The 21,333-nt window shown below is 37.0% G+C and carries 21 protein-coding genes; 18 read left to right on the top strand and 3 right to left on the bottom strand.

Features of this window, described 5'->3' with window-relative positions; translation table 11 throughout:
* Positions 1–173 precede the first annotated feature (173 nt).
* The 7 genes from A5819_RS13535 to A5819_RS13565 all read left to right on the top strand — a co-directional run bounded on the left by A5819_RS13535 (position 174) and on the right by A5819_RS13565 (position 8,725).
* Complete coding sequence (locus A5819_RS13535; protein ID WP_086279279.1) at positions 174–563, top strand: hypothetical protein; 390 nt, start codon at positions 174–176, stop codon at positions 561–563.
* Positions 544–3,108: a DEAD/DEAH box helicase family protein gene (locus A5819_RS13540; RefSeq protein ID WP_176271429.1), complete on the top strand. Its 2,565-nt coding sequence runs from the start codon at positions 544–546 to the stop codon at positions 3,106–3,108. Before A5819_RS13535 ends, A5819_RS13540 begins: the two co-directional genes overlap by 20 nt.
* A 180-nt stretch (positions 3,109–3,288) precedes the next feature.
* The gene (guaD, locus tag A5819_RS13545; RefSeq protein ID WP_086279281.1) at positions 3,289–4,659 is read left to right on the top strand and encodes a guanine deaminase; all 1,371 of its coding nucleotides are present in this window, start codon (positions 3,289–3,291) and stop codon (positions 4,657–4,659) included.
* An 8-nt stretch (positions 4,660–4,667) separates the two neighbouring features.
* Positions 4,668–6,038, top strand: coding sequence for a uracil-xanthine permease family protein (locus A5819_RS13550; RefSeq protein WP_086279709.1), 1,371 nt, complete (start codon positions 4,668–4,670; stop codon positions 6,036–6,038).
* A gap of 193 nt (positions 6,039–6,231) precedes the next feature.
* The gene (gene guaC / locus A5819_RS13555; protein WP_086279282.1) at positions 6,232–7,209 is read left to right on the top strand and encodes a GMP reductase; all 978 of its coding nucleotides are present in this window, start codon (positions 6,232–6,234) and stop codon (positions 7,207–7,209) included.
* Positions 7,210–7,421: 212 nt separating this feature from the next.
* Positions 7,422–7,751, top strand: coding sequence for a PadR family transcriptional regulator (locus A5819_RS13560; protein ID WP_086279283.1), 330 nt, complete (start codon positions 7,422–7,424; stop codon positions 7,749–7,751).
* Complete coding sequence (locus tag A5819_RS13565) at positions 7,751–8,725, top strand: permease prefix domain 1-containing protein (RefSeq protein WP_086279284.1); 975 nt, start codon at positions 7,751–7,753, stop codon at positions 8,723–8,725. Before A5819_RS13560 ends, A5819_RS13565 begins: the two co-directional genes overlap by 1 nt.
* Positions 8,726–8,785: 60 nt before the next feature.
* Here the strand turns inward: A5819_RS13565 and A5819_RS13570 are convergent, their stop codons facing one another.
* Entirely contained in the window at positions 8,786–9,334 is a 549-nt protein-coding gene (locus tag A5819_RS13570) for an ECF transporter S component (RefSeq protein ID WP_086279285.1), read from the bottom strand.
* 11 nt (positions 9,335–9,345) lie between these two features.
* Entirely contained in the window at positions 9,346–10,170 is an 825-nt protein-coding gene (gene thiD / locus A5819_RS13575) for a bifunctional hydroxymethylpyrimidine kinase/phosphomethylpyrimidine kinase (protein WP_086279286.1), read from the bottom strand.
* A gap of 205 nt (positions 10,171–10,375) precedes the next feature.
* Here thiD and A5819_RS13580 point away from each other — a divergent pair, with 205 nt between their 5' ends.
* From A5819_RS13580 to thrB, 8 genes are all read left to right on the top strand, one after another.
* Positions 10,376–11,818, top strand: a complete 1,443-nt coding sequence (locus A5819_RS13580; protein WP_086279287.1) for a PLP-dependent aminotransferase family protein — start codon at positions 10,376–10,378, stop codon at positions 11,816–11,818.
* Between the two features lie 31 nt (positions 11,819–11,849).
* Positions 11,850–12,575 carry a nitroreductase family protein gene (locus A5819_RS13585; RefSeq protein WP_086279288.1) on the top strand — a complete coding sequence of 242 codons (726 nt, stop codon included), beginning with the start codon at positions 11,850–11,852 and terminating at the stop codon, positions 12,573–12,575.
* A gap of 100 nt (positions 12,576–12,675) precedes the next feature.
* Positions 12,676–14,400: a phospho-sugar mutase gene (locus tag A5819_RS13590; protein WP_086279289.1), complete on the top strand. Its 1,725-nt coding sequence runs from the start codon at positions 12,676–12,678 to the stop codon at positions 14,398–14,400.
* 76 nt (positions 14,401–14,476) lie between these two features.
* Entirely contained in the window at positions 14,477–15,250 is a 774-nt protein-coding gene (gene proC / locus A5819_RS13595) for a pyrroline-5-carboxylate reductase (protein WP_086279290.1), read from the top strand.
* Between the two features lie 139 nt (positions 15,251–15,389).
* Positions 15,390–15,677, top strand: coding sequence for a helix-turn-helix transcriptional regulator (locus tag A5819_RS13600; RefSeq protein WP_086279291.1), 288 nt, complete (start codon positions 15,390–15,392; stop codon positions 15,675–15,677).
* A gap of 134 nt (positions 15,678–15,811) precedes the next feature.
* A complete protein-coding gene (locus A5819_RS13605) occupies positions 15,812–17,101 on the top strand; it encodes a homoserine dehydrogenase (protein ID WP_086279292.1) in 1,290 nt (429 codons plus the stop codon).
* A 2-nt stretch (positions 17,102–17,103) separates the two neighbouring features.
* The gene (thrC, locus tag A5819_RS13610) at positions 17,104–18,162 is read left to right on the top strand and encodes a threonine synthase (RefSeq protein WP_086279293.1); all 1,059 of its coding nucleotides are present in this window, start codon (positions 17,104–17,106) and stop codon (positions 18,160–18,162) included.
* On the top strand, positions 18,159–19,022 hold the full coding sequence (gene thrB / locus A5819_RS13615) for a homoserine kinase (protein ID WP_086279294.1): 864 nt from the start codon (positions 18,159–18,161) through the stop codon (positions 19,020–19,022). Before thrC ends, thrB begins: the two co-directional genes overlap by 4 nt.
* Positions 19,023–19,086: 64 nt before the next feature.
* Here the strand turns inward: thrB and A5819_RS13620 are convergent, their stop codons facing one another.
* The gene (locus tag A5819_RS13620; protein ID WP_176271430.1) at positions 19,087–19,944 is read right to left on the bottom strand and encodes a pyruvate, water dikinase regulatory protein; all 858 of its coding nucleotides are present in this window, start codon (positions 19,942–19,944) and stop codon (positions 19,087–19,089) included.
* Positions 19,945–20,042: 98 nt separating this feature from the next.
* On the opposite strand from A5819_RS13620, the gene A5819_RS13625 reads away from it, so the two are divergent.
* From A5819_RS13625 to A5819_RS13635, 3 genes are all read left to right on the top strand, one after another.
* Positions 20,043–20,471 (top strand): Fur family transcriptional regulator, encoded by a 429-nt coding sequence (locus tag A5819_RS13625; protein ID WP_086279295.1) that lies wholly within the window; start codon positions 20,043–20,045, stop codon positions 20,469–20,471.
* 207 nt (positions 20,472–20,678) lie between these two features.
* Complete coding sequence (gene rpsU / locus A5819_RS13630; RefSeq protein WP_002356740.1) at positions 20,679–20,855, top strand: 30S ribosomal protein S21; 177 nt, start codon at positions 20,679–20,681, stop codon at positions 20,853–20,855.
* Positions 20,856–20,880: 25 nt separating this feature from the next.
* A complete protein-coding gene (locus A5819_RS13635) occupies positions 20,881–21,330 on the top strand; it encodes a GatB/YqeY domain-containing protein (RefSeq protein WP_086279296.1) in 450 nt (149 codons plus the stop codon).
* Positions 21,331–21,333: the final 3 nt, after the last annotated feature.

Genomic DNA, 21,333 nt, shown 5'->3' on the forward strand with positions numbered 1-21,333 from the left:
TATAACGCAACTTTGACTAGAATCAAAAGGCGGAGCCATTTTTGTTTTGATTTTTAAATAAGTAGCAAAAATAGCGCTTGTTGTAAAATATACGACAGGTTTACTTTTATTTTACTATCACTCATAATGAATAAGTGTTCTATTAGTAACCTAAAAAAAAGGAGTCAATAAAAATGAAGAAAATCAATCAATTTTTAACGTCTATACCGACTTTATTATCAAGTAAACTGTCTATTTTTATTTATTTATTCCTATTTTTCTACTTAGTAGTTTTTGCGGTACTGACTATGTGGATACCTATATTGAAAAATGTGCAACCTTCTGCTAATGTGCAGTTGATACTGGGAAATTATACGAATGTTTTAAGTGCTCTAGGAGCTTCTTTGGCAGCTGGAAGTGGTACGCTTATTCATCATAGCTTGACTACGTTACATAAAAAGCACGATACTATGCATGATGAATTGCAAAAGACAATTACTGAACTACATGAAAAAATCGATTGTTTGGAACAAAGAAATCAAGGAAAGGATGTACAAAAAATTCATGACGATTCTAACAAGTGAAACTGTAACGTGGCGTAAATACCAAAAGCAATTATTGGAACGACTACCAAACTACAAGGAGAATCAGTCGGTTCATCTTGTTGTACCTCCGGGTTCAGGTAAAACATACTTGGGAATCGAAATCATTCGCCAGTTGAATGAGAAAACCTTGATTTTAGTGCCATCTTTAGTACTGAAGCAGCAATGGATTAGGACAATACAAACGATATTTTTGAAAAAAACAGCTGATCGATCTGAGGTTTCTGATTCGATTGATTCATTAAAAATGATTACAGTTGAAACCTATCAGACGATTTACAGTCGATTAAAAAATGATTCAATATTTTTTAAAAGAGAAAAAATCGGTGTTTTAGTTTTAGATGAAGCACACCACTTAAAGAAGAGCTGGGGAGAAGTGTTACTTGCTTTAAAAATTGAAGCCCCTGAATTAATTACTGTTTCGTTAACAGCTACGCCGCCATATGATGCTGACTTACAAGAATGGCAGCAATATCAACTTTTAAATGGACCTATTGATGAAGAAATAGCGATTCCTCAATTAATTAAAGAGCAAGCGCTAGCGCCACACCAAGACTATCTTTATTTAGTTTCAGCACCTACAGGGATCGTTGCACGTTACGAAGAATTTATGCAAAATCAATCTGAAATCGTTGAAACAATTGTTGCAAGCACTGAGATTTCAAACTGTCTGTTGCAAAAAGGCTTTATCCAAAATCCAATAGAATATGAGGAATTTATCTATCAATCTTTCGATGTTTATTTAAGTGCTTTATTATTTTTGCATTTACATGGTTATCAATTAGAGGAGCAACATTGGCACATGTTAGGTGTGTCACGTTCGCAAGGGGAAAAATTATCCTTCCCAACACTTGAAAAAAAACATATGATTCATTTGCTGACTTATTTATACGACTGCGATCCCAAGTTGTCTTTATTTACTTATTTAGAAAGTAAAGGTTGGCTAGTCCAAAATCAGTTACAATTGTTTCCAGAATTTTCAGATCGCATAGTAAACCAAGCGCCAGTTGAAAAAAAAGAAGCGATTTGTCGTATATTACTTTGTGAATATGAGAAAATGGGGCGTGAGCTTTGTGGGTTAGTTTTAACAGATTTTATAAAAAAAGAGGTTCTAGCTGGGAAAAATGGTGAGTTGGAGTACGGCTTGATCCCAATATTCGATTATCTAGTTCCTTTTTTCAGTGAAGATGTAAATTTAGCGGCAGTTTGTGGCGAATTTTTAATTATTTCAAAAGAATTTCAAACCTTATTTTCCGACATTTCAATCAAGATTACCGAGCATCCTTATTTTAGTGAATATGTTGTTGTTTATTCTAATGAACAAATGCGTTCAAAAGCTTTAACAATTGTAACAGAGCTAGTGGATCAAAAAGCGATTCAATTACTGATCGGAACTAGTAGTTTACTTGGGGAAGGTTGGAACTGTCCTGCAATCAATACGGTTGTTTTAGCAAACCACTCTACCTCATTTACTCAAACTCAGCAATTAAGAGGGCGTGGCTTACGAATGCATAAGAAAGGAAAAACAACGAATATCTGGCATTTGGCAGTTGTCCTACCTGGACTAGACTTTTCTAAGCAAATAGACCTTAACCGAATCATGAAGCGTATGGGATACATCTGTGGGTTAACTTTTGAGACACAGCCGGTTATTGAAAGTGGTGTAGAACGTTTCGACTTAATAAGTGTTAGTTCCGGAAAAGAAATTGCGGTCTACAACCAAGAGATGCTGTATTGGTGCAATGAAAGAGAACAGTTGGAACAACGTTGGAAGCAAGGGTTAGAAAAAGGGAATCATTTGACAATGCCTTTAATTATTAGAAAACAAGCTGAAGATAAACCTACCACACCTTTGTTAGTCGTTAAGCCGCAAGCGGCTAAATATTTTGATAAAGGGCGACTTTATTCAGGGATAGGAATTGCTGTTTTGTCAATTGCTGGCATTTTCTCTATGATTGCGGATCCTATTTTGGGCGGTATGATTTTTGGTGTGGATGGATTAGCAATTTTAGCGACTTTCAATAGAGAAAAAGTTTTGGAAACCTATCAAGTGTATGTCGGAAAAAAGGAGTGGCAAAAAGAAGTCAATCACATTCGTCATCTGGTACTCAGTATAACTGAAACATTTGTGGAGCTTGGCATATTTGAGTCAGATGCTTTAAAAAGAATCACAATCAATGTTTCAACTAGTGAATGTACATGTTATTTTACTCAAGCAAACTACCAAAAAGAACGACTTTTTCATACTACAATGAAGGAAGTTCTTTCACCAATAGAGAATCCGCGCTACTTTATTTATTTAAAAAACTCTGAGATTCTAAGTGTACCAGAGATATTTGGTCGAAATAAAAAGACGGCTATGATCTATCAATGTGCAATCAACCACTATTTTTCAGGTAAAAGTAACTTGATCTACTCTAGAACTCTAGAGGGAAGAAAAAAACTTGTCCAAGCTAAGCTTGTTAAGCACACATTGTATAGAAACTCTCTTCCAAAAGAAGTCATCCAAAAAAATATTTGGATCTAAAAAAGTTCTCTTTAAAGACTTAAACAAAATGCTTCATTCATTTTGTTTAAGTTTTTTTGGTTTAATGTTCGTGTTTTGTATATTACACGCGATTTTTTAATCTTTTGATAAAAAAATATAGATTAAAAACGAATTATTGTATATAATACTCTTTGTATCGTTATGAAGGGAGTCCTTAGTTTGTTTAATTTTGTTGTAAAAGGAACTGCATTTTCAAGTGTTGATCCAAAAAATGTTAACACATTAGAAAACTGCTTATTTTGTATTTTAGAATCAGGTGTGATCGGCAAGATTATTGCACCAGAATCAGAAGAATATGATCAAATTATTGAAGAGTATTCGGCAAAAAATAAATTTCAAGAATTGGCACCAGATCAATTTATCCTACCCGGATTTATCGATCTTCACATTCATGCTCCACAATGGGCACAAGCCGGTACGGCGCTTGATTTACCATTATATGACTGGCTCAACACGTATACCTTTCCGTTAGAAGCAAAATTTGCTGATAGTGACTTTGCAGAAACCGTCTATTCGGATTTAGTGACAAAGTTGATCAAAAATGGAACAACAACTGCTTTGTATTTTGCCACGGTTCATCGTGAAGCAAGTCGACGCTTGGCAGAAATTTGCAGCGAAAAAGGTCAAAGAGGCTTAGTGGGGAAAGTTGTGATGGACGATCTAGAACAGAATCCTGCTTACTATCGAGATGCAACAACGGCGGTAGCACTTGAAGAAACGGAATTATTTATTCAAGAAGTATTAGAATTAAATAAAAATACGCCACAAGGAGTATATCCAGTTGTCACTCCTCGATTTATTCCAAGTTGTACTGATGACTCTTTAAAAGGATTAGGTGCTTTAGCCGCTAAATATAATGTTCACATTCAATCACATTGTAGTGAGAGCGATTGGGCGCATACTTTTGTGCAAGAGCGTTTTGGAAAAAATGACGCATTTGCTTTAAATGATTTTGGGTTAATGACAGAAAAATCAGTGATGGCTCATTGTGGCTTCCTTTCCGATGAAGATATGAAGTTATTTGCTGAGAAAGGGACGGCAGTGGCTCATTGTCCGATTTCTAATGCATATTTTGGTAATGCCGTTACCCCAATTGCTAAACTATTGCATGAACATCGAGTAGAAGTAGGTCTAGGAAGTGATATTTCTGGCGGGTTTTCTCCAAGTTTATTTGACAATATTCGACAAGCAGTAATGTCTTCTAGAATGTTAGAAGATGGGGTAGATAACAATTGTTGTAGTGAAAAACGTGGGGTTTCTGGTTCAAGCATTACCTTGAATGAAGCTTTTTATCTCGCAACTGCCGGTGGTGGTGAATCATTAAGTCTACCAATTGGAAAAATTGCTGTCGACTATGCTTGGGATATTCAAATTATTGATAGTAAAGAGTTGCCTATTTTTTCGGAAGAAGAACCTTTAATGGCTATTTTTCAAAAAATTCTGTATTTATCTCGACCTGAAAATATTGATGAAGTTTGGATTCAAGGAAGAAAAGTTCATGATAAAAATAAAAAAGAGCTAGAGGTGTGAAAAGTAAAATGACAGAAAATCAAGTGAAAACATCAAAATTAACCGTAGGACCCAATGATGATCTATCGATTGGACAGTCAGCACTTTTAGGGATCCAACATGTTTTAGCAATGGATGTCTATGTTGTGCCATTTATTATTGCATCGATTATTGGTTTGACAACTAAAGAATCATCAGCACTTATTCAGGCTACTTTCATTGCTGCAGGGATTGCAACGATCATTCAATCTTACTTTTGTATGAAACTGCCCGTAGCACAAGGACCGTCTTTTATTCCAATTGGCGCTATTGCAGGGATTTATTTTGCAAATAATCAAGACGGAAACGGCTGGGGGACTGTTTTAGGGGCTAGCTTGATTGGGGCCGTCTTAGTCATTATTTTAGGATTAACAGGTATTTTTAATCGCTTGATCAAAGCTTTTGTACCGCCCATCGTCGGTGGCACTATTATTTTTATTGTCGGCTTATCATTAATGCCAGTAGCGTTGAATGATAATGTTTTCATGGCATCTGGAGATTTAGGTCAAAATATTTTATTGGCAGTGATTGCAGCTGTTTCACTTGTGCTGTTTGCGATGATCGGATCGCAATTTCCTGGGAAAGGACGGATTTTCCGAATATCTTCTGTGATTTTAGCTTTGGTTATTGGCTGTTTAGCAGCACAGTTTATGGGAATCCTTGATTTATCTCAAGTTAAGAATGCACCGCTACTTAGTGTTCCTCAAGTGCCGTTTGTAGATTTTCACTTTTCATTTGATTTGTCTTCAATTTTGACGATGATGATTATTTATGTTGTATTAATGGCTGAAACGACAGGAACCTGGTTTGCGGTCAGCAATGTTTGTGAAGAACCTTTAACAGATGAAAATATCAATCGCGGAGTGGTCGGAGAAGGAATCGGCTGCCTGATCTCATCCATGTTGGGAACAACACCAGTAACAGGCTATTCTACGAATGCTGGGATTATTTCGATTACAGGAGTTGCAAGTAAAAAAGTATTTGTAGCGGCTGGCGCATGGTTTATCGTATTTGGTTTATCTGGAAAGTTATCGACGTTGATTTCTTCAATCCCTGCGCCTGTGATTGGTGGTGTTTTTGTGATTGTTTGTGGAATCATTTCGATTAGTGGGATGAAAGTTATCAAGGAAGTTGAAATCAACGAGAAAGCTATGTATGTGATTGCGATTCCAATGATCTTAACATTGGCGTTGACCTTGATTCCTAAAGAATTTATTCAATCACTCCCATCATTTTTACAATATCTATTTGGTTCATCAGTTGCAACAGCATCGATTGCCGCAATTCTTTTAAATCGTCTTTTACCTGAAGAAAAAAATGAAAAACAAATAACCAAACAGAAAGAAATAAAGGCCGTCTAAAAAAGACGGAAATCTATTTTGAATCAAAACACGAACAATACCCTTTTAGTTTATGTGTTTTTCGGCATTTACCTTTGACATTTACAAATGGATGGTGTAAATTGACAGAGGTGCTTGAAAATACGAACTATTAATGGTTTGATGTTCGTGTTTTTGCGTGTTTTTATTAGAACCTATTAGGAGGCAATACAGTATGAAAGTTTTTGATTACGAAGATGTCCAGTTAATCCCAAATAAGTGTATCGTGAACAGTCGTTCAGAATGTGATACAGTTGTAAAATTAGGAAAACATACCTTTAAAATGCCAGTGGTACCTGCGAATATGCAGACGATCATTGATGATGAAATTGCAGAATTTTTAGCTAAAAATAATTATTTTTATATTATGCATCGTTTCGATGAAAATGCACGTATTCCATTTATCGAAAAAATGAATGCCAAAGGCTTGATCACATCTATCAGTGTTGGTGTAAAGGAAGCTGAGTATGGGTTTTTAGAAGAATTAGCTAAACGTAATTTGGTTCCTGATTATGTAACGATCGATATTGCACATGGTCATTCAAATGCCGTAATCAATATGATTCAGCATTTGAAAAAACATTTACCAGAAACGTTCGTTATCGCTGGTAATGTGGGAACACCTGAAGCGGTTCGTGAGCTAGAAAATGCAGGAGCCGATGCAACAAAAGTCGGCATTGGTCCTGGTAAAGTTTGTATCACTAAAATCAAGACAGGATTTGGAACTGGCGGCTGGCAATTAGCAGCACTACGTTGGTGTGCAAAAGCAGCTAGAAAACCAATTATTGCTGATGGCGGGATTCGTACGCCAGGTGATGTAGCAAAATCAGTACGCTTTGGCGCAACGATGGTGATGATTGGCTCATTATTTGCAGGTCATGAGGAATCACCGGGTGAAACAAAAGTAGAAGACGGGGTTGTTTATAAAGAATACTTCGGTAGTGCTTCTGAATTTCAAAAGGGTGAAAAGAAAAATGTTGAAGGAAAGAAAATCTGGATCCAACATAAAGGTAGTTTGGCGGATACGCTAGTACAAATGCAGCAAGATTTACAGTCCTCCATTTCTTATGCTGGTGGCCGTGATCTTGAAGCGATTCGTAAAGTAGACTATGTGATCGTTAAAAATTCAATATTTAATGGTGATACAATTTAATCAAAGAGACAAGGGGCTTCTCTTCCTTTGATCACCAAGCATTGCGTACCATCAACTCAGCAATTAGTTGTTAGAGTTTGCAATAAAAAAGGAGCGTATTTTACGCTTCTTTTTTATTTTGATTATTTTTACTTTACCTGTCGTAGTAATCGTGCTATGATAATTACAACGACAGACGTAGTACATCAGATGCAGTAATCGGAGGTGATTCAATGATCGGAAGTGATGCAATCAGAGGCTATAACGATACATTTATTTTGTCTGTATTGCAGGAAGGTGATTCATACGGTTATGCCATTTCTAAAAGAATCACGGAAATTTCTGAGAATAACTATTCAATTAAAGAAACGACATTGTATTCAGCCTTCAATCGTTTAGAAAAAAATGGATTTATAGCCTCTTTTCCAGGTCAAATCACACATGGGAAAAAAAGAACATACTATAAAATCACAACATCTGGACAAACCTATTTAGAGGAAAAGATAGCAGAGTGGACACTTACAAAAAAAGTCGTTGAACGCTTCATCAAGGAGGAAAAGTAATGAAAACGATCAGGGATTATATTGACAGTTTATTTTTGGGAGTAGTAGAAACAAGTCAAACGAAACAATTGAAGGAAGATCTATTAGCTAGTGCCGAAGACCGATATGAAGATTTGAAGGGGCAAGGAAAATCCGAGAACGAAGCAATCGGCGGTGTGATTGCAGAATTTGGTTCAATCGATGAACTATTGGAAGAAATGAATATTAAACAAGAATTCATTGATGAGAAGGGCTACGAATTAAATGAAATCACTCTTGACGAATCAGTTGATTTTCTTAAAGTGTATCACAGAGCTGCGACAATGATCGGTTTAGGTGTGATGATTATTATGTTAGGAGTGGCTGCCTTTTTTGCTAACATGGAAATATATGGTGGAGAGATTACAGAGAGTTTTGGGCTGCTGTTTATTTTCTTAGGAGCAGCGATTGGCGTTCCACTATTTATTATTGCAGGAACGACTATTGCAAATACAAGTAAAAAATTAGATGATCGTTTGATTCCAATTCAAGTAAAAAACGAAATGAAAAAGAGAAAAGAAGTATTTCAGCGTTCATTTATTTTCTGTATGGTTGCTGGGGTGGTGTTGTGTATTTTATCGGTAATACCTGTTATCTTTTTTGCAACATTATATGAATATGAGTTTTTTGGCATTGCTTGTCTCTTAGTTTTTGCATCTTTTGGTGTTTTCTTTTTCATTTTTGGTGGGGTTATCATGGGAAGTTTCACTAAAATGCTAGAACAAACCTATTTTATTTCAGATGATGGAAAGCCAGGTCCTAAAGCAATAGCAGAACGAAATAGCAGAAGACCTGCATGGTTTGAAACGCTGGAAAAAATCTACTGGCCGATTATTGTAGGAATCTTTGTATGTCAGGGGTTACTATTAGGAAATTGGGGAATAAACTGGGTGATTTTCCCAGTTTCAGGAATCATCTTTTGGGTGCTTGAAAGCATTTTTACTAATGATAAATAGAAAAACTTCGCTTAAGTTGGTTATTTCACTAAATTAGGCGAAGTTTTTTTGTTTGGTTCTCTAAAATGATTGCCTTGTAAAAATGACGTCCATTGCTTTTTTCAATGGGAAATAAGCGAGCGTTACAATCACAATTGTCGTAGCTACATTAATAAATGTTGCAGGTAATTTTGATAGGGCGCTTGCAAAAGCCACATTAACATCAGCACCAGCTAAAAGGCCCATTACAGTATTCTTAATTTGAGTCATAATAATTTTAGCAATGCCAGTTACTGTAGCTACTACAATGATTTTCCAAATCGTATCAATATTTTGATGGAAAAGCAAAATAATCAAAGCAGCGGCACCACCAACGATAAAGCTTTCTAAAATAAAGTAAGGTGCTTCAGCGGCAAAGCCATTTAAAACATCAAAAATTGCAAAACCTAAGCCACCAGCTAAAGCGCCTTTTTTATAACCAATCAAAAGAACAGCTAACAATAAAACAGAATTGCCTAAATGAGCAAATGCGCCAGTAGGCATAGGGATTTTAATCATTGTACCAAGAACGGTTAAGGCTGCAAATAAACCAACTAGCACAATAGACGTTGTTGAACTTTGCTTATTCATTGGATCACTCCTTAATTTTTGGTCATTCTGTTGGATGCATGATTGTACGCGCCATGCCAGACATGCCCAAGAAATGGATTGATTTTTTGTCCATTTTTAATTGCTGCAGCTACGAATTTTTTAGCTAAGGCAACGGCTTCAACAACTGAATAACCTTTGGCAAGACCAGCAGTTACTGCAGCAGCGAACGTACATCCTGCTCCGTGATTATAATCAGTTGAAAATAGTTCACTTTCAAAAATAGTAAAATCAGTTCCATCATAAAAAAGGTCGACTGCCTTATCCGTTTTTAAGCGGTGGCCACCTTTGATGACAACATTTTTTGGTCCTAAATCAAGAATCTTTTTAGCGGCTTCTTTCATTTGGTCGATAGAAGTCAAATCACCCATTCCAGATAAAATCCCTGCTTCAACTAAGTTAGGCGTGGTAACAGTTGCTTTTGGTAAAAGTAAACGAGTCATCGCTGCCACATTTTCTGGTTGTAATAATTCACTAGTCCCTTTACAAGCCATAACTGGATCGATCACAATATTATCCATGGCAAATTTATCAATATAAGTGCGAGTGATTTCAATCGCTTCGATTGTACCAAGCATCCCTGTTTTCATCGCATCAAGAGCGCCGCCCGCAAAAATAGTTTTCAATTGCTTTTCTACTAAATCGGGCTCGATTGGTGTTACTAAATGACTCCACCCTTCATCAGGATCCATGGTTACAATGCTAGTTAAAGCTGAAAAACCAAATGTTCCATACTCCTCAAACGTTTTTAAATCCGCTTGAATTCCTGCACCGCCGCTAGAATCAGAACCAGCAACTGTTAATACTTTTTTGATCATCCGTCAACCTCTATTCAGAAAATATTTTGATATACGTATTGTAAAACAAACATCAGTTGACAAAAACAGCCAATTGGGTTATTTTCAGGTCATCCAATTACTGCGAAACACAAAGAACGAAGTGATTTGATGTTGAGCAGTACAAGACGACCAAAGGGAGAGTTGATCCTTTAAACCACCAAACAAAAAAACAGGAGGCAAAAGCATGTGGTCACTAAAAAAAGAAAAAGGCGTACCAGTCTACGTAAGTATTATCGAACTAATTTTAACCTACATAAAAAACGGTGACCTGCTTCCCGGTGAACGTTTACCTTCAGAAAGAAAACTAGCTGCTTACTTTCAAGTCAATCGCTCTACAGTCGTTCATGCTTTAGATGAATTGGTTGCATTAGGTTGGATTCTTAGAAAGCAAGGAAGCGGTACGATTGTTAATGAAGGAAAATGGGGCATTAGTACCACGCCAAGAACGGACTGGCGTCGTTATCTAGAACAAAATGTATTTGCTAAAGTTGATCCATACACAGAACAGATCGAAAGGTTGATCAAACAGTCTGATCATGACGTTTTAGATTTGTATACAGGTGAATTACCCTTAGATCTAATTCCGAGTTTTTCATTTCCACCACTGACCTGGAAACATTTTTTAGAAGAAGAACAACAAGATGATTTAGGCTATTATCCTTTACGACAAGCAATTAGTAATGAAACGGAAAAGGAATATGGCTTTTCTCTTTCTCCAGAAAGTCTTTTGATTACTTCTGGTGCACAACAAGCGCTATTCTTGATTTTGCAAGTACTGTTGCAATCGGGTGACAGCGTTGCGATTGAAGACCCATCTTTTCTTTATGCGCTTCCCATTTTTCAAGCAGCCGGGATCCGTCTTTACGGAGTGAATATGGATCAAGAAGGTATTGATTTGATCTCTTTAGAAAAAGTGATTCGTCAACATCGCGTCAAAATGGTTATGGTCAATCCGTCATTTCAAAATCCTACAGGTAAAACAATGTCGATGAAACGTAGAAAAGCACTTGTAGAACTTTGTCAAAACTACCAAATACCGATTTTAGAAGATGATGTTTTTGCTAAATTAAATTTCGTTCCCTCAGATAAAATTCAGCCGTTAAAAAAATTAGATCCAGAAAATGTGCTCTATATTGGGTCGCTTTCAAAAATTCTTGGTTCGACAACCAAGATTGGCTGGTTAAGTGCACCAACTTCTGTTAATCAACAGCTAGCTGAGGCTAGAAAAATGATGGATTTTTCATTAAGTATCTTTCCACAGTTATTAGCTAATTTAGCGCTAACTGATGAAAATTTTCCAACGAAGGTTTCGTCTCTGAAACAAAAGTTAGAACAAAGAGGAAAAGCTGTATTTCAACTACTAGATCAATTATCAGAATGGGAAGTCACGATGCCAGAGGGTGGTTTTTACATTTGGGCAAAATGGAAGCAGGGGAAACTACAACAAAAAGACTGGGCTGTTTTTTTACAAGAAGGACTATTGATTGCACCTAGTTTCTTTTTTAGTGAAAATCAAGATAGTATCCGGATCAATTTTTCTAGAGTAGATGAAATAAATTTCCCACTATTTGAAACGAAATTACGAGAGATAACTAAAAAAATGAGTATGGACTCAAACAGACTATGATAAAATAGAAAAAAAGGAGGGATTCGCTCTTATGAATCAAACGATTGAATTATTACAAAATCGCCGCAGTCATCGTGATTTTGATGGAAATTATGTTATACCTCAAGCTCAATTACAAGCAATATTAGATGCGGCAAGACAGGCACCTAGTTGGATGAATGGTCAATTTTACAGCATTATCGTACTTCAAGACAAGCAAATCCGTGAACAGTTAGTAGAATGGAATCCAGGCAATCCTCAGATCAAAAAAAGTTCGGTTTTTTTACTTTTTATTGGAGATCTCCATCGTTCGAAGATGGTCAGTGAAGCGTATGATAGCACTTACCCAATAAATGAAAGTATCGAACCAGTTATCTTAGCCACAACAGATGCCGCCTTAGCACTTGAAAATGCAGTTATTGCTGCTGAAAGCTTTGGGTTAGGATCTGTCGTCGTCGGAAGTATTCGCAAACATGGAAAAGAAATTAGCAGATTACTAGAACTACCGGAACATACATTTCCACTATTTGGGTTAAGTATTGGACAACCAATCGTAGAAATGCAGGTCAAACCACGCTTACCAGAGACAACTGTCATTCATTATAATAAGTACCAACCATATGTGTATCAATTGATTGAAGAATACGATCAAACGATGGAAAACTTTGCAGAAGCACGAGAAACCAAACGCTGGAGTCAAAAAATTTCCGATTTCTTTGCTACTGAACCTTCAATGCTTACAGATCAACTCTTGCAAATTCAAGGCTTGTTAAAGTAATTACCAGAAGGAGCGCTTTTTAGGGATTGCTTTCCTCAAAAGCGCTAGAATGATATACTTACTAGTGGGTAAGAAAACAAATGATAAAAGAGGTGCTGATATGTCTTGGGAACAAGTCTATGAACAGTGGATAAATGAAGAAAATATACCAGAAAATCTAAAAAAAGAATTGAAAGATTTAAAAGAAGATCCTGAAAAATGTCAAGATGCTTTTTATGCACCATTAGAGTTTGGCACGGCAGGGATGCGCGGCATTTTAGGTGCAGGGATCAACCGAATGAATATTTTTACGATCCGTCAAGCAACTGAAGGGTTAGCCCGTTTTATGGATGCTGAAGGAATGGAAACGAAAAGACGGGGAGTGGCGATTGCTTATGATTCACGCCACATGTCACCAGAATTTGCAATGGAAGCTGCTAAAACATTAGCAAACCATGATATTCCGGCTTTTGTTTTTGAAAGTTTACGACCAACACCTGAGTTGTCTTTTGCTGTTCGTCATCTCAATGCATTCTCTGGGATCATGATCACGGCCTCTCACAATCCGGCTGCTTATAATGGTTATAAAGTTTATGGTGCAGATGGAGGACAAATGCCGCCCGCTGATGCTGATGCATTAACAAAGTATGTTCGCGAAGTCGAAAATCCATTAGAAGTTGACGTTTTAGCTGAAGACAAGGCAAAAGAGCGTGACTTAATTTCAATCATTGGGGAAGAAGTCGATACTGCTTACTTGAAAGAGATCAAAAACGTTACGATCAACCAAGAATTAATCAATGAGATGGGGAAAGAATTGAAACTGGTTTATACCCCTTTACACGGTACAGGTAAAATGTTGGGTGAAAAAGCATTAAAGCAAGCTGGTTTTGAAAAATTTGTACTTGTTCCGGAACAAGCAATCGCTGATCCAGATTTTACAACAGTCAAATCACCAAATCCAGAAGAACATTCTGCTTTTGAATATGCTATTCGTTTAGGTGAAAAAGAAGATGCTGATTTATTGATTGCAACTGATCCAGATGCGGATCGCTTAGGCGCAGCAGTTCGGTTACCGAATGGTTCTTATCAAGTTTTAACAGGGAACCAATTAGGTTCGATTATGATTCAATACATTTTAGAAGCACACAAACAAGCAGGTACGCTACCAGAAAATGCCGTTGTCTTAAAATCAATTGTCTCTAGTGAATTAGCTACAGCAATTACAGCAAAATACAACACTAAAATGGTTGATGTTTTAACAGGATTTAAATTTATTGCAGAAAAAATCGAGCAATATGAAGCCGATCATTCTCAAACATTCATGTTTGGTTTTGAAGAAAGTTACGGGTATTTAGTAAAATCGTTTGTTCGTGATAAAGATGCCATTCAAGCCCTGGTTTTATTGGCAGAAGTTGCGGCGTTCTACAAGAAACAAGGAAAAACACTTTATGATGGATTACAAGATATCTTTAAAGAATATGGCTATTTTGAAGAAAAAACAATTTCAGTTACATTGAGTGGCATCGAAGGCAGCGAAAAAATCAAAGCCTTGATGAAAAGATTCCGCGAAGAAGCACCTACTGCGTTTGCAGATATCAAAGTAACTCAAACAGAAGATTTTAAAGAACGAACGAGAACCTTTGCGGATGGTAAAGTCGAATCCTTAACATCGCCACCTTCAGATGTGCTAAAATATTTCTTGGAAGATGGTAGTTGGATTGCTATTCGTCCATCAGGAACGGAACCTAAGATCAAGTTTTATTTAGCTACTAAAGCTGCTTCACAATTAGAAGTAAATCAAAAAATCAAGAATTTTGAGCAAGCAGTCAATGATATAACCAAATAAAATGATTAGGACTGAAAAACTGGAAATCAGTATTACTTCAGTCCTTTCATTTGTAAATTTATAAGGAGTGATGGATATGAACATTGGATTTATTGGAGCAGGTCACATGGGTAGTGCGATGATCGAAGGTTTGCTAAAAGCCAAAACAGTAGCGCCAGAAAACTTATTCGTAAAAGGCGGTTCAAGCAAAACTGCTGAAGCACTTCAAGAAAAACTCGGGTTTCAATTGATCAAAGACTATGATGAATTGAAAGCGTGTAAGGTGATTTTTATTGCAACCGGAGCTAGAATTGTCTTAGAAATTTTAAAACAAGCAGCACCATTTATGGCCAAAGATACCATTCTTATTTCAGTAGCTACAGGTCATACAGTGGCAGAAGCTCAAGCTGTGTTAGGTGAAACAATCCATGTTGTTCATGCGATTCCCAACACACCAGTGAGTGTCAATGCAGGAATGATCGGTGCTGTTTTTGCGGACATGCCAGCTCCAACAAAAGCTGAGGCCGTTCGTGTACTAGAGTCTTTGGGGAAAGTTGAAGAAGTTAGCGAAGTTATTTTAGGTACGTTTGGAACAGTTGCCGGATGTAGCCCAGCTTTTGTGGATATCTTTATGGAAGCCTTAGCGGACGGCGCTGTTTTGGAAGGAATGCCTCGTGAACTTTCTTATGAAGTCATTGCTCAGATGATGCTTGGCTCTGCGAAATTAGCATTAGAAACTAAAAAGCATCCTGGTGAATTAAAAGATGGTGTAACCTCTCCTGGCGGTAGTACGATCAAAGGCGTTACAGCTTTAGAAAAGAATGGATTTAGATACGCCGTGATTGATGCGGTTAAACAAGCAAATAATTAACAAGAACAATTGAAAAGGCAAGTAGGGCGTTGTTTTGTCCTACCTGTTTTTTTGATTCCGCTTAAAAGGATGAAATATAGCCTCTTTTGAAAAAAGTTTGCTATAATAGTCAAGAGGAAGAAAGGAAGGAAGCTCAGCGATGAAAGAAATAGATGAGATTCAAAAAGTAAGTCAGTTATATAAAGTGTTGAGTGATCCAACGAGATTGCGGCTTTTACTTTTGTTAAAGCAAGGAGAGTTGAACGTAACAGCAATTGCAGAGCAACTTTCGATGGAACAATCGGCGGTTTCTCATCAACTAAAATTATTACGCGATAGCCATGTAGTGAGATCAAGACGTGAGGGGAAAACAATTTATTATACATTGGATGACCATCATGTTATCGACATTCTTAATCAAACATTTGAACATATCAAACATCAGTAATCTATCTTTTTCTATGATTCCTTCGGGAAATTCACAGAAAAGGGTAGTTTTTTTTTCGGCATTTCGTTATACTAGAGACATGTTTTATTAGAAGAAAATGAAATGTTTCTAATTTTATAGTTGGAGGAAGAAGAATGAAGGAAAAACTGAAAATTGGTTTACTTGGACTGGGGACTGTGGGATCTGGTGTACCAACCATTTTACAAGAACATCAAGAAAAAATTTCTCAAGTAACAGGGATGGAAATTGCTATTTCAAAAGCGTTAGTACGAGACGAAGAAGAAAAAAGACGTCAGGCTGAGAAATTCGATATCCAACTCACGACAAATATTGAGGATATTATCAATGATGATGAAATTAAGATCATTGTTGAATTAATCGGCAAAGTAGAACCAGCAAAAACCTTCATTACCAAAGCACTAGAAAATGGTAAACATATCGTAACAGCAAATAAAGATCTATTGGCGCAACATGGTAGTGAGCTTGTGGCATTAGCACAAAAAAATCATTGTGATTTGTATTATGAAGCGAGCGTGGCAGGCGGCATTCCGATTTTACGTACGATTGCGAATAGTTTAGCTGCTGATAATATCCAAAAAGTTTTAGGCATCGTAAATGGTACGACCAACTATATGCTGACACAAATGGTTTCAGCAAAAAAATCATACGACCAAGCGTTAAAAGAAGCGCAAGAATTAGGCTTTGCTGAATCTGATCCAACGAATGATGTCGATGGGATCGATGCGGCCTATAAAATGGTTATTTTAAGTCAATTTGCTTTTGGAATGAATATTAGATTGGAGCAAGTCGATACACATGGAATTCGCGGATTATCGATAGATGACGTTGCAATGGCTGCCGAATTAGGGTACGAAGTGAAATTAATTGGCTCTTCTGAAAATCAAGAAGGAAGTATTGCTGTTGAAGTAGGACCGATGTTAGTGGCTAAATCGCATCCGATTGCTTCTGTTCGCAACGAGTTTAATGCCGTCTTTATTGAAAGCTCAGGTGTTGGTGAATCAATGTATTACGGACCGGGAGCTGGCGCTAAACCTACTGCTACCAGTGTGGTGAGTGATATTATTACGATTGCTAAAAATATCCGTCTAGGAACAACTGGACATATGTTCAATTCCTATCAACACGATACTAAAATCGCCGCTGATGATACGATTTCTGGGAAGTATTATTTCTCGATCGAAGTACCGGATCGTCGTGGTCAAATTTTGAAGTTGACGCAAATTATGACGGAGGCCAATGTTAGCTTCGATCAATTAGTTCAGCAAAAATCTGACGGAACTAGAGCAAGAATCGTTGCAATCACTCATACCATTACGAAAGAACAAATGAAACAAGTGACGAAAGAAATCGAATCCACTGAAGAATTCGAACTATTAAATACATTTAAAGTATTGGAGGACTAAAGATGTACGAAGGACTATTAAAACAATATAAGGAATATTTACCAATTACAGATAAAACACCCATGATTTCTCTAGCTGAAGGAAATACACCATTGATTCCTTTGCACAGTTTATCAAAAGAATTAGGAATCAATCTATACGGAAAATATGAAGGGTTGAATCCAACCGGTTCCTTTAAAGACCGCGGCATGGTCATGGCCGTAGCTAAAGCTGTTGAAGAAGGGGCTAAAGCAATCGTCTGTGCTTCTACTGGGAATACAAGTGCTGCTGCTGCCGCTTATGCTACAAGAGCCGGTGTTAAAGCATATGTGGTTATTCCAGATGGGAAAATCGCAATGGGTAAATTAGCTCAAGCTATCATTTATGGCGCAGATATTATTTCGATTCCAGGAAACTTTGATGAAGCTTTAAAAGCTGTACGAGATATTGCCAAAACAGAAGCAGTTGCTCTTGTGAATTCTGTTAATCCATATCGTTTAGAAGGTCAAAAAACGGCTGCTTTTGAAGTTTGTGAACAACTGGGACAAGCACCAGACGTTTTAGCAATCCCTGTTGGAAATGCTGGAAATATTTCAGCTTATTGGAAAGGGTTTAAAGAATGGCATGATAAAAAAGGGACTCTTTTACCTAGAATGCACGGTTTTGAAGCAGAAGGCGCTGCAGCAATCGTAAAAGGAGAAGTGATTGAGCAACCTGAGACAATTGCAACAGCTATTCGTATCGGTAATCCAGCTAGTTGGAAATTAGCAGAAGCTGCACGTGATGAATCTAATGGTTATATCGATTCTGTAACAGACGAAGAAATTTTGAATGCTTATCGTAAAGTTGCTGCTCAAGATGGGGTATTCGTTGAACCTGGATCTGCAGCTTCATTAGCTGGTGTGATCCAACATGTGAGAAGCGGGAAAATCAAACCTAGTGAAACAGTAGTAACAGTTTTCACGGGAAATGGTCTGAAAGATCCTGATACAGCTATCAATGCAACAGACGTAAAAATCTCTAAAATGAGTGATTTAGAAGAAATGCGGATGCATTTACGTAATGGAGTGTCAGAATTATGAAAATAAGAATTCCCGCAACCAGTGCAAATCTAGGTCCGGGTTTTGACTCATGTGGGATCGCGTTGTCGCAATACCTGAATATCGAAGTGGTCAAAAATGCTGAAGAATGGAAAATCATCCATTCTTTAGGTGCGGATATTCCAAGTGATAAAACGAATCTATTGATTCAAACCGCATTGAAAATAGCACCTGACCTTTCACCTAAAGTTTTGAAGATGACATCCGATATTCCTTTAGCTAGAGGGTTAGGCAGTAGCTCTAGTGTGATAGTCGGCGGTATTGAGCTTGCTAATCGCTTAGGTAATTTGAACTTATCTCAAAAAGATAAAGTACAAATAGCGACGGAGATGGAAGGTCACCCAGATAATGTTGCTCCCGCCATTTGCGGCGATTTTGTTGTAGCTAGTTATGTTGATGGTGAAGTTTACTCTGTTAAACATCACTTCCCAATGTGTGATGTGATTGCTTATATTCCAGAAGCTCACTTATTGACCTCTGAAAGCCGTAGCGTATTGCCAGCTTCAATTCCATATAAAGAAGCGGTCCAAGCAAGTTCAATCGCAAATGTGATGATTGCGGCGATTTTAAATGGCAACTTGCCCTTAGCTGGTTTAATGATGGAAAAAGACCGGTGGCATGAATCATATCGCAAAAAATTAGTGCCACATTTGGAGCAAATCCGGGATCTTAGTCACAAGGTTGGAGCTTACGGCGCATTTCTAAGTGGAGCAGGACCGACTGTTTTAGTGATCTTGCCAGAAGAAAAAACAACTCAAATGGTTCGAGAGTTGGAAAAATTACCTCATTCGGCTGCTATCAATGTACTATCGATAGACCAAGAAGGAATTCAAGTATTTTAAATTAAAAAAGAGCATGATTGAGGGCGAAAAATAACCTTCAATCATGCTCTTCTATTTGGACTTGTTATGCTTCGGGTGACTCTGTTGCATAATAACTATGATCCTCTAAATTCAACGCATTTAAAATCATTGATGCTGTTTCTTCAATTGACAATGATGCCACATTGATCACGACACAGCCTAATTTCTCATATAAATCGTTAGCAAAGGCTAATTCCTTTCTGATCTTTTCAATATCTGAGTAGGAGGTATCAGCTGGTAAGCCATAAGTTCTCATTCGTTCTTTACGAATGCCGTTTAAGATATCAGGATCATTTGTTAAGCCAACAATTTTCTTAGGATTTGTTTCCCACAGTTGTTTTGGCAGATGTGCCTCGGGAATCAGTGGAAGATTGGCTACTTTCAAATTTTTATTGGCTAAAAATAGACTGAGTGGGGTTTTTGATGTTCGAGAAACACCTAGTAAGAGAACGTCTGCCTCTAAGAAACCTCTCGGATCTTTCCCGTCATCATATTTGACTGCAAATTCCATTGCTTCGATTCGTTTGAAATAATTTTCATTTAAATGATGCAATGCACCAGCTTCTCTGGTCGGTGCAATGCCTGTCAACCGTTCGATCTCAGCTACTGGCGGTGTTAATATATCAAAGTGATATAAATTATTTTCTTCAAAAAAATCATTCGCAATTTTAACTAAACGATCATTTACGATTGTATGTAACACCATGGCATTTTCACGTTTGGCGTCTTCAAGGGCTTTTCTCAACTTTTCTTCTTCTTTAGCAAATGTTCGTCTAAATAGAGAAAAGTCAACGGTAGGGTACTGTGCCATAGAAGCTGCAGCTAATTTTGAAGCTGTTTCGCCAGCCGAATCGGAAATAACAAAAATTGTCACACATTTTTTTTCTTCATTTATTGTCATAATTGGATTCCTCTCTTGCTTTTTTTATAGATTTATTATACCATACCTTCATAAATATTATTCGTAATGATTCTGATTTAAGAAGTGGAGGATCTAAAATGGCACAGTCTAACTCGAAAGTAGAACAATCTTTAACCGTGATGAAAGAGCATGGCTTGAAATATACAAAAAAGAGAGAAGCGATGATTACCTACCTTATTAGAAGAAATCGTTATATCTCGGCAAGGGAAGTTTATGAGTTTATGAATCAGGAATATCAAGGTGTGAGTTATGATACGATCTATCGCAATTTGCATGATTTTGAACAGTTGAATTTGTTGGAGACAACAGATTTAAATGGAGAAAAAAAATTTCGCTTCCATTGTTGTCAAGAAGTAGGGCATCATCATCATTTTATTTGTACAGTTTGTGGCAAAACAAAAGAAATTCATATGTGCCCGATGGATTTTTTTAAAGAACAATTGAGCGGGTGTGAAATTGAAGGACATCGATTTGAGATTTTTGGTCGTTGTGAAGAGTGCAGATGATCATTTTTTTCAGAAAAAAACATGAATATTGCATATGAGTGTAAAACTTTACTCATTTTGGCACTTTTTTATGCATTTTTTCAATACAAAGGTTGACGTTAAAATAACCATTCGATATAATGTAAAAAGAACGGTATTTTATTTATGTCAAATAACTCATAAATATAAAAAACGGTTACTTTTTAAGCTCGGAGGGAGGGAATTAACATGTCAAAAACTGTCGTTCGTAAAAACGAATCTCTTGACGATGCTCTTCGTCGCTTCAAACGTTCCGTTTCAAAAGCGGGTACTTTACAAGAATCTCGTAAACGTGAATTCTACGAAAAACCAAGTGTAAAGCGTAAGAAAAAATCTGAAGCAGCTAGAAAACGTAAAAAATTCTAGTTTTCGATGAATTGGAGTTGGTTGTATGTCATTACTAACAACATTGAATGACGATATCAAAACAGCAATGAAGTCAAAAGATAAAGATACTTTATCTGTACTTCGTATGTTGAAAGCAGCCATTCAAAATGAGCAGATTAAAGCTGGCCGTGATTTGGACGGAGAAGAAGAGTTAACAGTTTTATCTCGTGAGATGAAACAACGCAGAGACTCTTTATCAGAGTTTGAAAAAGCGGGACGTGACGATCTTGCTGACAAAGTAAAAATCGAAATCACAATTGTTGAAAAATATATGCCTAAGCAACTTTCAGAAGAAGAAATTCGTCAGATTGTTCAAACGGCAGTTGATCAGACCGGTGCGACTTCACCAAAAGAATTTGGTAAAGTTATGGGTGCTGTAATGCCAAAAGTCAAAGGCAAAGCAGACGGCAACCAAGTCAATGCAATTGTAAAAGAATTACTACAAGAGAATTAGTCA

Origin of the sequence: Enterococcus sp. 7E2_DIV0204 (genome assembly GCF_002140855.1) — a bacterium.
Classification (GTDB): domain Bacteria; phylum Bacillota; class Bacilli; order Lactobacillales; family Enterococcaceae; genus Enterococcus_L; species Enterococcus_L lemimoniae.

What these genes read in the sequence shown, in the direction of transcription:
- A5819_RS13535 (WP_086279279.1), top strand. Translation starts at nt 174, where the DNA reads ATGAAGAAAATCAATCAATTTTTAACGTCTATACCGACTTTATTATCA.
- A5819_RS13540 (WP_176271429.1), top strand. Translation starts at nt 544, where the DNA reads ATGACGATTCTAACAAGTGAAACTGTAACGTGGCGTAAATACCAAAAG.
- A5819_RS13550 (WP_086279709.1), top strand. Translation starts at nt 4,668, where the DNA reads ATGACAGAAAATCAAGTGAAAACATCAAAATTAACCGTAGGACCCAAT.
- guaC (WP_086279282.1), top strand. Translation starts at nt 6,232, where the DNA reads ATGAAAGTTTTTGATTACGAAGATGTCCAGTTAATCCCAAATAAGTGT.
- A5819_RS13560 (WP_086279283.1), top strand. Translation starts at nt 7,422, where the DNA reads ATGATCGGAAGTGATGCAATCAGAGGCTATAACGATACATTTATTTTG.
- A5819_RS13565 (WP_086279284.1), top strand. Translation starts at nt 7,751, where the DNA reads ATGAAAACGATCAGGGATTATATTGACAGTTTATTTTTGGGAGTAGTA.
- A5819_RS13570 (WP_086279285.1), bottom strand. Translation starts at nt 9,334, where the DNA reads ATGAATAAGCAAAGTTCAACAACGTCTATTGTGCTAGTTGGTTTATTT.
- thiD (WP_086279286.1), bottom strand. Translation starts at nt 10,170, where the DNA reads ATGATCAAAAAAGTATTAACAGTTGCTGGTTCTGATTCTAGCGGCGGT.
- A5819_RS13580 (WP_086279287.1), top strand. Translation starts at nt 10,376, where the DNA reads ATGTGGTCACTAAAAAAAGAAAAAGGCGTACCAGTCTACGTAAGTATT.
- A5819_RS13585 (WP_086279288.1), top strand. Translation starts at nt 11,850, where the DNA reads ATGAATCAAACGATTGAATTATTACAAAATCGCCGCAGTCATCGTGAT.
- A5819_RS13590 (WP_086279289.1), top strand. Translation starts at nt 12,676, where the DNA reads ATGTCTTGGGAACAAGTCTATGAACAGTGGATAAATGAAGAAAATATA.
- proC (WP_086279290.1), top strand. Translation starts at nt 14,477, where the DNA reads ATGAACATTGGATTTATTGGAGCAGGTCACATGGGTAGTGCGATGATC.
- A5819_RS13600 (WP_086279291.1), top strand. Translation starts at nt 15,390, where the DNA reads ATGAAAGAAATAGATGAGATTCAAAAAGTAAGTCAGTTATATAAAGTG.
- A5819_RS13605 (WP_086279292.1), top strand. Translation starts at nt 15,812, where the DNA reads ATGAAGGAAAAACTGAAAATTGGTTTACTTGGACTGGGGACTGTGGGA.
- thrC (WP_086279293.1), top strand. Translation starts at nt 17,104, where the DNA reads ATGTACGAAGGACTATTAAAACAATATAAGGAATATTTACCAATTACA.
- thrB (WP_086279294.1), top strand. Translation starts at nt 18,159, where the DNA reads ATGAAAATAAGAATTCCCGCAACCAGTGCAAATCTAGGTCCGGGTTTT.
- A5819_RS13620 (WP_176271430.1), bottom strand. Translation starts at nt 19,944, where the DNA reads ATGACAATAAATGAAGAAAAAAAATGTGTGACAATTTTTGTTATTTCC.
- A5819_RS13625 (WP_086279295.1), top strand. Translation starts at nt 20,043, where the DNA reads ATGGCACAGTCTAACTCGAAAGTAGAACAATCTTTAACCGTGATGAAA.
- rpsU (WP_002356740.1), top strand. Translation starts at nt 20,679, where the DNA reads ATGTCAAAAACTGTCGTTCGTAAAAACGAATCTCTTGACGATGCTCTT.
- A5819_RS13635 (WP_086279296.1), top strand. Translation starts at nt 20,881, where the DNA reads ATGTCATTACTAACAACATTGAATGACGATATCAAAACAGCAATGAAG.